Origin of the sequence: Aminobacterium sp. UBA4908, assembly GCF_002398115.1 — a bacterium.
Classification (GTDB): domain Bacteria; phylum Synergistota; class Synergistia; order Synergistales; family Aminobacteriaceae; genus Aminobacterium; species Aminobacterium mobile.
On the sequence record NZ_DHCG01000004.1, the window covers coordinates 291,247 to 305,793 of the forward strand.

The window sequence follows — 14,547 nt, forward strand, 5'->3', positions numbered from 1 at the left end:
AACAGAATAGAGGTGGAGAAAGATTATGAAGTCTCTACGGGAACCTTATAGAGGCTGCCAGGTTGCAGATCTCGATACTCCTTCTCTCTTGGTAGATCTTAATGTGATGGAGAGAAATATCCGATGGATGCAGGAAAAAGCTAACATATCGGGAGTGAAGCTTCGGCCTCATGTGAAAACCCATAGAACTCCCGATCTGGCTAAAAAACAGGTAATGGCTGGGGCGCAAGGAATTACTGTGGCAAAGCTCGGAGAAGCGGAGGTTATGGCCTCTGCTGGCATTAATGACATTTTTGTAGCCAACGAAATTGTTGGTGATATTAAAATGGAACGGCTTCTTGCCTTAAGCCGAAGAGTTCGGATTGCTGTGGGTGTGGATAGCGCGGAACACATAAAAATGTTGGCTGAAGCCTTTGATGGAGAAGCCCGTCCTTTGGATGTCATGATCGATATAGATACAGGAGATCATCGAACAGGCGTAGCTCCTGGAGAAGAAGTTTTGGAACTGGCACGTCTTATTCTTTATCGGGATTCCGTGAGGCTGAGGGGTCTTTTTACCCACGATGGTCATAGCTATGAAGCGAATGATTTGGCAGAAATCAGAGCCATCTCTTTAAAAAGCCAACAAGATGTGATCGAAACAGCGACGTTATTAAGAAGAGAAGGCATTGCTGTAGAGGAATTAAGTGTCGGCTCTACTCCGTCCCTCTTGGTTTCAGATATTGTACCTGGTGTTACAGAAATTCGTCCAGGTACCTATATCTTTATGGATGGAGACCAAGCGCAGGTTATTGGTTCATATCAACACTGTGCCCTTTCGGTCTTGGCGACAGTTATAAGTTGCCCGTCACCTGACAGAGTGGTTCTTGACAGTGGTACGAAAGCCCTCACTTACTTTGTACAGCGTCATGGCATAACACGAAGTAGGGGGTTTGGTGTTCTTAAAGAGCGGTCATCTGTTTATCTTTATAGTTTATCTGATGAGCACGGCCTTTTCGCCCCGCCTCAAGATATGTCTTTTCATATTGGAGATAAGGTTGAGATTATTCCTAACCACGCTTGCCCTACATGTAATTTATATTCGGTTATGTATGGGGTCAGAAATGGAGAGGTGCAAGAAGAGTTCAAAATTTTAGCAAGGGGAATGTCACGATAAAAAAGCCCGTCTTCAAACGAAGTACACCCCAAATGCTGGATTCCTGTCCGGCTTTTGGGGTGCACTTCATTCATCAAAAAGAAGAGCTTTCCTGGTTTTAGATGTTTTTGTCTATCTGGCGCAGTATTTCTTCTCGCAATTTATTGAGAGGAATGCCGGTCTCCCTGGAGATGCGCTTCAGGTCATCGTATTCAGGATTGACACGAAGGCGCTCCTTTCCCCACCAAGCTTCTTTAATGCGGACAAGGCCAAAAGTTGTCTCAATTGGAGTAATGTGATGATGTAGCTTTATTCGATCCACTTTATATCGACGAAGTCCTAAGGTTGTTGTTCCTTTGAGGATTATTTCGGCAGCCTTCTCTTCCATATTCTCCGACACGAGGCAGCAAAGCCGAATAGCGGGGCGGCCTTTCTTCATGATAATAGGATCAAGCCATACATCCATAGCCCCAGCAGAGAAAAGACGCTCCATTACTGGCTCGTAATATTGGGGATTCATGTCATCGATATTTGTTTCTAACACGATCCCCTCATCTCGTAAAAAAGGTTCTTCCTTAGTAGCGGTGGAAGATTTTCCTTCGTTCTCTCTTTCAAGAAGAATGGCTCGCAGGAAGTTAGGAAGATCACTTTCCCGTTCTCCAAGGCCTCGTCCACTGCGAAGAATAATTCCCTCAGGTATGTTCCCAAATTCGTGGGCAAACATTTTTACGAGCAGAGCTCCCGTGGGTGTAACTCGCTCCATAGGACTTCCCGCAGAATAAATAGGAATGCCCGCCAAAAGCTGTTCCGTTGCTGGAGCTGGCACAGGAAGGATTCCATGTGCACATTCCACGGTGCCACTCCCAACGTTAAGAGGAGAACATACAATTTTATCTGGAGAGAGCATCTCTATAAGTACACAGGCCCCCACTATATCCATAATGGAGTCGACAGCCCCTACCTCGTGAAAGTGTACCTTTTCTGGCGGAAGGCCGTGAACCTTCCCTTCCGCTGTGGCCAAAAGGAGAAAAGCCTTTTTACTCTTGTCTTTTACTTCTTGGGAAAGACTGCTTTTATCGATAATCTCCCATATGTCCATGAGACCTCGATGGGGGTGATCTTCGCTACTTTCTATCTTCACGCTGATGCCGGAAAACCCTTTCCGAACTACATCAGAAACGAGAATGTTATACCCTTCGCCCTGATGGTGGACATGTTCATGCCCATGGTCGTGATAATGTCCATGAGGAATGTGCAGTGTGCTCATCTTCCTCAAAAACTCGTCTCTATCTAGGCCGAGGTCGAGAAGAGCTCCGAGAAACATGTCTCCTGAAATGCCGGAGAAGCAGTCTAAGTAAAGAATTTTCATTGGCTGTCCATCCTTCCTATTCTGTTCATTCTACAATCCATTTTCGCCCCCACTCGTATCCTTCCAGATCGAGTAAGATTTGTTTAAAACCTGCATCTCTTATTATCCCTATAACCTCTTCCCTTTTGGACAAAATCTGCTCAAGTTGAGGCAGTGGAACCTGTAGGCAGGCTATATCTTTAAAAACTCGTATTCGAACTTGGCGAAATCCTGCCTTTCGTAGATTCCATTCCCCCTTAGCTACCTGGGCACATTCCCAAGCTTGCAGTTCATGCCCTTCCGGAAATCTTGTGGCCAGACAAGCTGTTGGTTCCTCGTTCCACCATGATATTCTTAAATCCCTAGCGAGTTCGCGTACTTTTTGTTTCGTTATGTTTGATTGCGCTAAAGGCGAGAATATCTGGGGTATGCCCTGTAAGACTTTTGTTCCCAAACGGGAAGGATCTTTCAGGTCATCGGCGTTGGAACCTTCAAGGATAAGGTCTGCTTTAAGAGAGCGGGCTACGTCTAAAAGTTCTGTGGCACGGGCTTTTTTACAGTACCCGCATCGCTCCGCGCTGTTTTTCATAACCTCTTCTATATAAAGTTCTGGGCCTGGGAGAGGCTTTAGCGTGACCCCGAGACTGTGACAATATTGAATGCCTCGTTCCATTTCTTCCGCAAAATGGAGGAAGGACCTGAACATAACGGCGTGTATTTTTTGTGGGGGGATGAGAGACGCCATAATGCCCACAAGAACTGAGCTATCAATTCCCCCTGAAAATGAGATGACACAACAACGACTCTTCTCCAGTTTCTCCAAAATGTCCTTTTTTAGGTATTTGCTTATAACATCACGACTCAAATCTCTCACCTGCTCTCTCAATTACATTTCATGATTGTACCATCCAGAAATGAAAAAAATCTAAAAGGGGAGAATAGATAAAAACTCTTCCTCGTCGCCTAGGGATGTTAAGGGGGGATCTATGGCCGAAATATCGAATTAATGAGGGAGAGGCTTCGTCAGCTCTTTATAAAAGCAGACAAAGCCCCTCAGAAAAACTTTTCCAAGGAGCTTTGTCTGCAATCTGAGGCGACGATTCCATCGTCTTTCTCTCGCTTTAAGAATACCCTGTGTTATGAATTTTAGATTCTAGCAACTCCTGTTTTTCTCGCGGCTCGGGCAACTGCTTCCGCTACAGCGGAGGCGACGCGAGGGTCCAGAGCTTCAGGAATAATGCGTTCTGGAGAAAGTTCATCATCAGAAATAAGGGCTGCTATGGCATGACTGGCAGCCAGTTTCATTTCCTCGTTAATCTCCTTTGCTCGAACGTCAAGAGCGCCACGGAAAATACCGGGGAATCCGAGGCAGTTGTTGATTTGGTTGGGGAAATCACTGCGTCCTGTGGCTATAATAGCGGCTCCTCCGGCTTTGGCCTCGTCGGGATAGATTTCGGGAGTGGGGTTGGCCATAGCGAAGATAATAGAATCTTGAGCCATGGTTTTTACCATCTCAGTGGTAATAACGCCAGGAGCGGAGATACCAAGGAAAATATCGGCATTTTTAAGGACATCAGCCAGATTCCCTTTCTCTTTTGAAGGGTTTGTGTGCTGAGCGATTTCTTCTTTGGCCCAGTTCATATTATTGGGTCGTCCTTCGTAAATAGCACCGCCGCGATCGCAGAGAATAACATTTTGCGCTCCAGCAGAGAGAAGGAACCGGCAGATAGCGATTCCCGCTGCTCCAGCACCACTCATTACGATCTTTACGTCCTCTATCTTTTTCTTCACTATCTTCAAGGCATTGATGATACCTGCAAGAACAATAACAGCGGTACCATGCTGATCATCATGGAAAACAGGGATGTCACATATTTCTTTAAGACGCCGTTCAATTTCAAAACAGCGTGGAGCTGAAATATCCTCGAGGTTTATGCCGCCAAAAGAAGAAGTGATAAGAGCTGTTGTTTGTACTATCTCATCAGGATCTTGAGATTTAATGCAGATGGGGAAAGCGTCAACTCCGGCAAATCGCTTGAAGAGCACGGCTTTGCCCTCCATAACGGGAAGAGCTGCTTCTGGCCCAATATTTCCCAGCCCTAAAACTGCAGACCCATCGGTAACAACGGCAACCATATTTCCTTTGGAGGTTACTTCATAAACAGCGTCGGGATTCCGTTTAATTTCGTTGCAAGGTTCCGCAACGCCAGGAGTGTAGGCAATGGATAGATCGGCCATACTTTCCACGGGAAGTTTGCTCGTGATTGCTACTTTTCCTCTCGTCCGACGATGTGCTTCCAGTGCTTGTGCATAGATTTCTTCTTTTCTCATTGTGTCCTCCTTGTAGGTGTTCTTTGTGAGAGAAAGTTACAAAACTCGACGAATAGTGTCGATGATCTCCCCATCTCAATATTCTACTTGTCCAACCACCTTTTCGTCTCGGGTTAATGGGACAGGATTTCCCGTAATCTTTCTTGATATTTGCTGTAATTCGTGAGCATCCCTCTACAGGAGGGTTTGCTTTTTCTAAACGTTCCTGTAGATCTCCCCGAAAAGGATTAACAGCCATTACCCGATCAGTTAAGTTACAGGAACATCCTCTGTTTCCCCGGGCTCCTTTTTGTCTTTAAAATCTCCGTGATACAATTATCGAAAGAGCTTTTACGGAGGTGACATGGTGGTCGGCAACAAAAGAAAAATTATACTTCTGTGCTCTTTCATTCTTATTCTCGCACACATTCCAGCTTTTGCTTCGGGACGGGATGAAATTGTGTTTGAGCATCTTTCCTTGGAGAAAGGCTTATCACAGACCACCGTGAATGCCATTTTGAAAGACCACCGTGGATACATGTGGTTTGGAACTGATGGTGGGTTGAACCGCTACGATGGTTATACATTTCGGGTGTTTCGACATGAGCCCTTTTCCACTACATCCCTGTCGAACAATATTGTAACGTCTTTATATGAAGATGCAGAGGGTTTTTTATGGGTGGGAACTTTCGGTGGTGGGCTGAATCGTTTTGATCCTGTTACCGAAACTTTTCGTGTGTATCATTATCCACCTAACTCGAAAACGTTTCCTCCTATAGACCTGATCTCTAAAGTAATTGGAGACAAAAAAGGAAATATTTGGGTAGGAACATTCCAAAAGGGGCTTGCACGTTTCAATCCTTCAAACAACACGTGGAGTATCTTTAAAAGTGACGATGAATCAGGGCTGGGCGGGAATAAGATCACTGCTTTTTTTGTTGATACAACAGGAACGTTGTGGGTAGGGACTGATGGAGGGCTGAGTGAGTATAAAGGGAATGATATTTTCCAGACCTATCGACCGACTGTCTTTCCCTACGTTGCCATTACGGCTATTACTGATGGGCGAAAGGGGAATCTCTGGATTGGGACGGAGTCTGGTCAACTCTATCTCCTCCACACGCGGGAAAAATGGTTTGAGTATATTCCTCTTGTAGATGAAAACAACAGAGTTGTTTCTTCAAGTACCATTACGGGTTTATATCAAGATATCTTTGAAGACCTGTGGATTGTCACAGATGGAGGGGGACTTCTTCGGTATGACCGAGGAACGAAGCAGGTCCTGACCTATCAGATAGAAAGAGACAACCCTCATTCCTTGCGGGATAATAAGATCCGGGCCATTTATGGCGATAGAAAAGATACGATCTTTCTGGGAGATCTTACAGGTATCGTGTGGCTGGGCACCCATTCCGGAGGGGTAGAGAAATTTCATCTGAAGCGCCCCTTCCAACGATACAATGGCAAGTCTTTTCTTATCCGTCAAGTGTCGGGTGATAATGTGTATGCGGTCTATAAAGAGGGGTACGATTCTTTATGGGTAGGTACCTATGGAAATGGGATCAAGGTTATCATGAATAATGGAACCGTTCAGCATTATCGCCATAATCCAGATAATTCTCAAAGCGTATCCAGCGATCGAGTGCTTGCCTTTTTCCGCGATAGAGAGGGAACAATGTGGGTTGGAACAGATAATGGCCTTTGTCGTTTCAACAGATCAAATCAAGACTTTACTCTCTTTCTGAATCAGCTTTCTGAATCCTCTCTTAGTGGAAGTAACAAAATAACTTCCATATTGGAAGATTCAAACGGTACTTTCTGGGTTGGCACAATGGAAGGTTTGTATCGTTTCCTTCAGGAAGAAGGTCTTTTTTATTCTATCCCATGGTCGTCTCCCATAGCAGATGTTTTAAAGAAAGATCTTATTTCCTGCTTATTTGAAGATAGCCAAAAGACCTTGTGGATAGGGACTGTAAGCAATGGTTTTTATTGCATTGATCTTCAAAATAACAGTGTAAAACACTATTTCTATGATCCCACCAATTCTCAAAGCTTTCCGGGGAATAGAGTTTTTTCTATTTATGAAGACCGTGACAGGACTTTTTGGATAGCGACAGCTGAGGGACTCTGTCGTTTCGATAGGAAGTATGAGACCTTTTCCCTCCTCACATCAAAAGATGGCTTTGTGAGCGACTCCATTCGAGGAATCTTGGAAGATAATTATAAAAATTTGTGGATCAGCACTGGAAACGGTCTTTCCCAATATGATATTAAGACAGGCGCTGTTCGAAATTACAATCTGGGGGATGGGCTCCAGGCAAAGGAATTTAACGCAACTGCTACTTTTAAAGATTCTTTCGGCCGCATGTATTTTGGGGGCATTAATGGCTGTAACAGCTTTTTCCCCACTGATGTCTGGGAAAACTCCCACATTCCTCCTATTGTCATCAACAGAGTATTGGTTATGAATAAACCGCTTCAGCCCTACCGTACGAAAGATGGGAAGCCGTGGGCTATCCTCAGCTATAGAGATAACTTCCTTTCCATAGATTTTTCAGCTCTTGACTACACCCATCCTGAGTCGAATCAGTACCGCTATAAACTGGAAGGTTTTGATATGGACTGGGTTTCGGCAGGGAATCGACATTATGCTCATTACACCAATCTTCCTCCTGGAAGGTATACGTTTAAAGTTATGGGTTCAAATAATAATGATGTTTGGAACAAAGAGGGAACATCATTGCTTTTGTATGTAGTTCCGCCGCCGTGGAAGACTCCGTTGGCCTATGTTGGATATATGTTTCTGACCGTTATTCTCTTCTGGTTTGTACAGAAATATCTCAAGAACCGACAAGAGAAGGAGACGGAACGAAGGTTGCGGCTTGTTACGGAAAAAAATAATGAACAGCTTCGTTGTATTAATACGAAACTTGAAAAGGCTCGTTTGCAGGAGGAGGCATATCGCGATCAATTAAGGGGCTTAGCTTCAGCCCTTTCTATGGCAGAGGAGAAAGAACGTCGACGTATTGCAGAAGAGGTACATGATTCTATCGGTCAAAATCTGGCTTTAACAAAGATTCGACTTGCCTTACTCTCAGAGTGTGTAGAAGAGAGGCAGATAAAAGATGATATTAATGGTATTTTACAAACACTTGAGGGCTCTATTCAAAGTACGAGAACGTTGACCTTTGAGTTAGGTTCACCAGTGCTCTACCGTTTAGGTTTTCCAGCCTCTGTGGAATGGCTTGCTGAAAAGATGGAAGAAAACTATGGCCTCCAGGTATCGTACGAAAACCGCGGCCTTCCCGAAAAAATGAATGATGACTTAAAAGCCTTTCTTTTCAGGGCACTACGAGAGCTTCTTATGAATGTAGTGAAGCATTCCGGAGTTCGGCAGGCTCATGTTAAAACGTCTTGTTCTGCCGGAACCATTTGTCTCACGGTGTCTGATTCGGGAAAAGGATTCGATGCTCACTCAATTGATGACGGGATCTCTAAAAAACAAACTTTTGGTCTCTTCAGCTTGAGAGAGCGCCTTTGTTCTCTGGGTGGGCACTTGGTCATCACCTCGAAGGAAGGGAAAGGCGTCCGTATAACTATATTTGTGCCAGTTAATTCCTTTAAATAACGAGAGGAGTGTACGGCATGACAATTCGCATCTTACTTGCCGATGATCATCAAATAGTGCGGGAAGGATTACGTCTTCTCATTGAACGGCAACCAGATATTTCTGTTGTTGCCGAAGCTGGGGATGGTTTTGAAGCAGTGGCTTTGGCAGAGTCGTTTCGCCCTGATATTGTAGTTATGGACATAAAAATGCCTGGAATGGATGGAATCGAGGCAACAGAAGAGCTTCAGATTCGGGCTCCTGAAACGAAAGTGGTAGCTCTTTCTATGTATGCAGATCGCAACTTTATTTCTGAAATGCTTCGGGCAGGAGCGAAAGCGTTTCTTCTAAAAGATTGTGCCTCTACCGAGTTGGTTGAAGCCATAAGGACAGTCTATGAAGGACGAATATACCTTGGACCAAGCGTATCGAAAATAGTAGCGCGCATGTACGTGCATTTTGTACAGCAGGGAACGTCTCCGGGAGAGGAAAAACTTACAGCCAGAGAGCGGGAGGTATTAATACATCTAGCAGAGGGGAAGACCAATAGAGAGATAGCAGATCTTCTCCACCTGAGCGTAAAAACCATCGGCACCCATCGGCAAAACATCATGCGAAAACTTGGCTTTGAGACCATAGCAGATTTAGTGAAATATGCTATTAGAGAAGGTCTTATTTCCTCAGATCAACAGTAGTTAAAGCTTGTGAGGGGAAGGGTGAAGCGAAGGATGTTATACAGAGAAACTTCCGAAGGACAAGAAGAGTACAGATCCGAAGCGAAGGCAGGAGCATTTGGGAAAGAAAATTTCATTATAGGGAGTCGTGTCCATTTGCGACAAGGGGTTCGGTTATGACTCTTCACAGAGACGCGAAAAATATTGTTCAGTATGCTATCGACGCTGTTTTACCAGAGCGTGCGGTACGGGAGCAGCTTCGGAAGAAACCTTGTAAGGGGCGAATTATTCTTGTTTCTATAGGGAAGGCTGCCTGGCGCATGGCAAAAGCCGCTGTAGATGAGGTAGGGGATCAGATAGAAAGAGGTATCGTCATTACAAAGTATCATCACAGCCGTGGCCCTCTTGCTAACCTCTCTATTTGGGAAGCGGGGCACCCTCTGCCAGATGAAAATTCTTTAAAGGCTACATCAGAAGCGCTGAAAATTACCAAAAACCTTTCTGCAGACCATCAGGTACTCTTTCTTGTTTCTGGAGGTGGTTCCGCTCTTTTTGAGAAACCTAAAGAAGGAGTAACCCTTGAAGATTTTATAGAAATTACAGATCAAATGCTCCGTTGTGGCGCCAATATTGTGGAAATAAATGCAATTCGTAAACGTCTTTCCGCTGTAAAAGGTGGGCAATTTGCCCAATGGGTAGCTCCAGCTCATATTTACTCTATTGTCCTTTCTGATGTTTTAGGAGATCGCCTCGATAGCATCGCTTCTGGTCCGGCTTATCCTGATGCCACTACGTCTAGACAAGCTTTAGAAATTGTTTCTCGTTACAATCTCTCCATGAAACCTTGTTTCTTTAAGATCCTTGAAGAGGAGACGCCGAAAAAAGTAAGCAATGTAGAAACATTTATTTCAGGGAGCGTAAAAACCCTCTGTGAAAAGGCTGCGGAGAAGGCTCATGATCTCGGATATAAAACTTTTATTTTGACGACAACACTTAACTGCGAAGCAAGAGAAGCGGGGACTTTTTTAGCTTCGATAGCGAGAGAAGAAAGAGCCTATTCTCGTCCGCTTGAGCCTCCTTGCGCCATTATATTGGGTGGAGAGACAATTGTTCACTTGAAAGGGAAGGGGAAAGGGGGCCGTAACCAAGAACTGGCTTTGGCTGCGGCTTTGGAGATACAGAATATGCCTGGCGTTGCTCTTATTTCTGTTGGATCTGATGGCACCGATGGGCCTACTGATGCTGCTGGAGGTATAGTGGATGGGAAGACAGTTGAAAAAATATATCATAGAGGAGCAGATCCCTACACCCTACTTGAAAACAACAATGCCTACCACGCCTTACACATGGCGAACAGCCTCATAAAAACAGGTCCAACTGGCACGAATGTGAACGATCTTACAGTGTTGCTCGTAAAGAAGCTGTAACGGGCTGACCAGGTACGTATTTCCCCTCTTTTGTTTCATCCTTTTTTTGATAAAATGTTTTCTTGTAGAAATGTTCCCAGGTTTTTTAAGAGAAAAATTTATAATTTAAAACATGTAACTATAGAGACCCTACAATGATATCTAGGTCTAAAGTATCATCTTGATCTTCCTGATTTACTGAGAAACATCATCCTTTGTAGCGTTTAAAGGATGTATTTTCAGCTATTTGCTGATAGTACTCTATGGTGGCTGTACCTAAAATGTGATGTTGGCAGTACAATAACGAAGGAGGGTGCAGTCGAATGCAAGAAAAGAAAAAAAAGCTCGGTCTTCTTCCACGTCTCATTATTGCAATTGTTTTAGGAATAGTGTTTGGGGCTTATATGCCGGAAGTAGTAGTTAGAAGTCTAGCTACTTTTAATGGTATTTTTGGGAACTTCCTCGGTTTTGTTATTCCTCTCATTATCGTCGGATTTGTGGCCCCAGGCATTGGAGATCTCGGAAACAACGCAGGGAAGATCCTCTTCCTTACGGTGGTGATTGCGTATGTTTCTACCCTTATTTCAGGGACTGTTGCATATACAGTAGATACGGCGATTTTCCCTAGAATTATACAGGAAGGCAGCATGTTGGCTTCAGCGACAAATCCTGAGGAGGCGTTGTTGGCACCGTACTTCAAAATCGATATGCCACCTCTGATGGGTGTTATGAGTGCCTTGCTCATTGCCTTTATTCTTGGCATCGGAATGGCCGTTATCAATAGCAAAAGCCTCAACAGCGTTATGCACGAATTTCAGTCGATAGTAGAGAAACTGATCAGTGCTGTTATCATCCCCCTGCTCCCAGTCCATATTTGTGGTATTTTTGCTAACATGACCCATGCTGGTGAAGTTCAGATGATTATGTCGGTGTTCTTGAAAGTGTATGTCGTTATCATTGCTCTTCATTTTGCGATTATTCTTTTCCAGTACACTGTTGCTGGAGCAGTAGCGAAAGTAAATCCCTTTAAAGCTATTAGAAATATGATTCCAGCGTACCTTACAGCTATAGGAACTCAGTCTTCTGCTGCTACAATCCCTGTAACCCTGCGTCAGACACTAGAAAATAAGGTCTCTCCCCGGGTAGCACAGTTTGTTATTCCCTTGTGCGCCACTATCCACTTGTCGGGCAGCACTATTACCCTTACGAGTTGTGCCATTGCCGTTATGATGCTTCACGGAATGCAGTTCTCTTTTGCTTCCATGTTTCCTTTTATCATTATGCTGGGTATCACCATGGTCGCAGCTCCTGGCGTACCTGGCGGAGCTGTTATGGCAGCCCTTGGTGTGTTGGAGTCCATGTTGCATTTCGATCCTAATATGCTGACCCTCATGATCGCTCTCTATTTGGCCCAAGATAGCTTTGGCACAGCATGTAATATTACAGGTGACGGAGCCATCGCTTTGATTGTAGACAAAATGACAGGCAGCTCATCAACATCAACGTCGTCAACAACTACGTCGTCAACAACTACGACGTCAACAACTACGACGTCAGAGGCTTATACACATTAGCATAAAGAGGAGGACCTCTTCGGAGGTCCTCCATATTTTTGGAAAAATGTTTTCCGCAGTAAATTGTGAAGGGGGCATGGGTAGTGAAAAATATTTTAGTTACAGGTTGTTTAGGTCAGATAGGAACAGAATTGGTAAAAAAACTTCGTAAGGGATATGGTGCTGACCATGTTATTGGTTCTGATGTAAAGACAACTGGCGTAGAAAAGCTAGGCGATGGCCCTTTCGAAATACTTGATGTTCGAGAAAGCCAAACTATTGCAGGGCTTGTTGAAAAATATAATATCGATACAATTATGCATCTGGCGGGTTTGCTTTCAGCTGTGGGTGAAATGAAGCCCCAGCTCGCTTGGCAGATCAATGCAGGTGGACTTTTTAATGTTCTTGAAGTGGCGCGAGAGAAGAGAACGGCCATATTTTTCCCAAGTTCTATCGCGGCTTTTGGTCCAGGAACGCCTTTAGACCATACTCCCCAGGATACGATCCAGCGCCCAGCCACTATGTATGGGATTACAAAGGTAACAGGAGAGCTGTTGTGCGATTACTACCATCTGAAATATGGCCTTGATACTCGAGGTGTTCGTTTCCCAGGACTCATCTCTTATGAAACAGAGCCCGGCGGTGGTACGACTGATTATGCAGTGGATATCTATTATAAGGCTATTACAGATGGTCATTATGATTCTTTTATCGCGGCAGGAACATATATGGATATGATGTACATGCCAGATGCCATCAATGCTGTGGTTCAGCTCATGGAAGCTGATGGCGCGAAGTTAAAGCACCGCAATGCTTTCAACATTTCCGCCATGAGTTTTGAGCCGGAAGAAATTGCGGCCTCCATTCGAAAATTCATGCCCAATTTCACTATGGGCTATAAAGTAGATCCGGTACGACAGGCTATTGCTGAGTCGTGGCCCAATTCTCTGGATGTACGTGCGGCAAAAGAGGAGTGGGGATTCAATCCTCAGTATGACCTCGATAAAATGACAGAGGATATGTTAAAGCACCTGAAAGAAAAACTGCTTAAAAAATAAAAATTTGGGATTTATTTTTTGTGTCACAAGGCTGTTAGTCGCCCCATAGTAATTTCATCCAGTATAGCCAGTAATGGTGGGCCCTGTAATGGGAGATGTATTCCCCATATGAGAAAAAACAGGGGGCGGCAATAAAGAGGAGTGTTCCAATTTTATAAAGGGGGAAGAGATATGACTGTGAAGAAAACATTTATTACAGAAGAATTGGCCCGACTTAAACAAGAGGGACTTTACACAAATATTCCTGTAATTTCCAGCCCTCAGGGAGCATGGGTTGAAATTGGCGGTAAAAAATATCTTTCCTGCTGTTCTAACAACTATTTGGGTTTTTGTAATGATCCATCTCTCATAGAGAAAGTAAAAAAATATGTAGATACGTGGGGAGTTGGTCCTGGAGCTGTCCGGACCATTGCGGGAACTTTGGCTATTCACGTCGAACTTGAGAAGAAACTCGCTCAGTTTAAAGGGGCTGAGGCAGCGATGCTGGTCCAGTCCGGCTTTTGCGCTAATCTTTCTGCCATACCACCCCTTGTAGGGAAAGAAGATTTGATTTTTAGCGATGAGTTGAACCATGCTTCTATTATTGATGGGTGCCGCCTGAGTCGCGCTGAAGTCGTGCGCTTTAAGCATGCGAGCCCATCAGACTTGGATGCTCAGCTCTCTCTCTATGACGATCATAATTGCCGGAAACTTGTTATTACTGACGGGGTCTTTTCCATGGATGGAGATATAGCCCCACTGCCTCAGCTTGTAGAGGTAGCCGAAAAGCATGGTGCCATGGTTATGGTGGACGATGCTCATGGCGAAGGGGTATTAGGGCGTGGCGGTCGAGGAATTGTAGACCACTTTAATCTCCATGGCCGTGTTGATGTAGAAGTGGGAACCCTCTCCAAAGCTTTCGGTGTTGTCGGTGGCTTCGTTGCCGGCAGTGTGGAACTTATAGACTATTTGCGTCAGAAAGCCCGTCCAAATCTTTTCAGCAGCGCTATGACTGTTCCTGATATAGCTGCTAACCTTGCGGCTCTTGAGGAACTGTCTGTCAGCGAAGAGAGAGTCAATCGTCTTTGGGAGAATGGGCGTTACCTTAAAAAAGGTTTGAAAAATCTTGGATTTAATATAGGGCATAGCGAAACTCCAATTACTCCTGTTATCATCGGCGAGGCCTTGGACGCAAAGCGTTTCAGTGCCAGACTTTTCGACGAGGGAGTTTTTGCAGGAGCTATTACGTTCCCCACTGTCCCCATGGGTACCGCTCGGATTCGTGTTATGGTCTCTGCTGCCCACACTCAGGAAGATCTTGATTTTGCTTTGGAGAAATTCCAGATGGTAGGCGAGGAAATGAAAATTATTTCATCACGCAAGTAGCACCAGAGAGAAAGGAGAGGTTTCTATGTTTGAGAAGTCATGGGAAGTGTTGGTAAAGACAGACCCAGCTATAGCCGATATCATAGCCCGC

10 protein-coding genes are annotated in these 14,547 nt (G+C 44.6%); 7 read left to right on the top strand and 3 right to left on the bottom strand.

The features are described 5' to 3' along the window. Window positions 1-25: 25 nt before the first annotated feature. Window positions 26-1,156 (top strand): alanine racemase, encoded by a 1,131-nt coding sequence (locus B4J50_RS05965; protein WP_024821401.1) that lies wholly within the window; start codon window positions 26-28, stop codon window positions 1,154-1,156. A 97-nt stretch (window positions 1,157-1,253) separates the two neighbouring features. Here the strand turns inward: B4J50_RS05965 and larC are convergent, their stop codons facing one another. From larC to B4J50_RS05980, 3 genes are all read right to left on the bottom strand, one after another. Continuing rightward, window positions 1,254-2,504 carry a nickel pincer cofactor biosynthesis protein LarC gene (larC, locus tag B4J50_RS05970; protein WP_286847034.1) on the bottom strand — a complete coding sequence of 417 codons (1,251 nt, stop codon included), beginning with the start codon at window positions 2,502-2,504 and terminating at the stop codon, window positions 1,254-1,256. 25 nt (window positions 2,505-2,529) lie between these two features. Further along, on the bottom strand, window positions 2,530-3,357 hold the full coding sequence (larE, locus tag B4J50_RS05975) for an ATP-dependent sacrificial sulfur transferase LarE (RefSeq protein ID WP_156923311.1): 828 nt from the start codon (window positions 3,355-3,357) through the stop codon (window positions 2,530-2,532). Between the two features lie 272 nt (window positions 3,358-3,629). Beyond that, complete coding sequence (locus B4J50_RS05980) at window positions 3,630-4,814, bottom strand: NAD(P)-dependent malic enzyme (RefSeq protein WP_286847037.1); 1,185 nt, start codon at window positions 4,812-4,814, stop codon at window positions 3,630-3,632. A gap of 343 nt (window positions 4,815-5,157) precedes the next feature. Between B4J50_RS05980 and B4J50_RS05985 the strand changes: the two genes are divergently transcribed. From B4J50_RS05985 to B4J50_RS06010, 6 genes are all read left to right on the top strand, one after another. After that, window positions 5,158-8,421 (top strand): sensor histidine kinase, encoded by a 3,264-nt coding sequence (locus B4J50_RS05985; protein WP_286953987.1) that lies wholly within the window; start codon window positions 5,158-5,160, stop codon window positions 8,419-8,421. Window positions 8,422-8,438: 17 nt separating this feature from the next. Next, window positions 8,439-9,095 (top strand): response regulator, encoded by a 657-nt coding sequence (locus tag B4J50_RS05990; RefSeq protein WP_286847043.1) that lies wholly within the window; start codon window positions 8,439-8,441, stop codon window positions 9,093-9,095. A 155-nt stretch (window positions 9,096-9,250) separates the two neighbouring features. Continuing rightward, complete coding sequence (locus B4J50_RS05995) at window positions 9,251-10,501, top strand: glycerate kinase type-2 family protein (RefSeq protein WP_286847046.1); 1,251 nt, start codon at window positions 9,251-9,253, stop codon at window positions 10,499-10,501. Between the two features lie 302 nt (window positions 10,502-10,803). Continuing rightward, entirely contained in the window at window positions 10,804-12,054 is a 1,251-nt protein-coding gene (locus tag B4J50_RS06000; RefSeq protein WP_286953989.1) for a dicarboxylate/amino acid:cation symporter, read from the top strand. 83 nt (window positions 12,055-12,137) lie between these two features. Continuing rightward, the gene (locus B4J50_RS06005) at window positions 12,138-13,091 is read left to right on the top strand and encodes an NAD-dependent epimerase/dehydratase family protein (protein WP_286847052.1); all 954 of its coding nucleotides are present in this window, start codon (window positions 12,138-12,140) and stop codon (window positions 13,089-13,091) included. Between the two features lie 171 nt (window positions 13,092-13,262). Beyond that, on the top strand, window positions 13,263-14,456 hold the full coding sequence (locus tag B4J50_RS06010; RefSeq protein WP_286847054.1) for a glycine C-acetyltransferase: 1,194 nt from the start codon (window positions 13,263-13,265) through the stop codon (window positions 14,454-14,456). The last annotated feature ends 91 nt before the right edge of the window (window positions 14,457-14,547 follow it).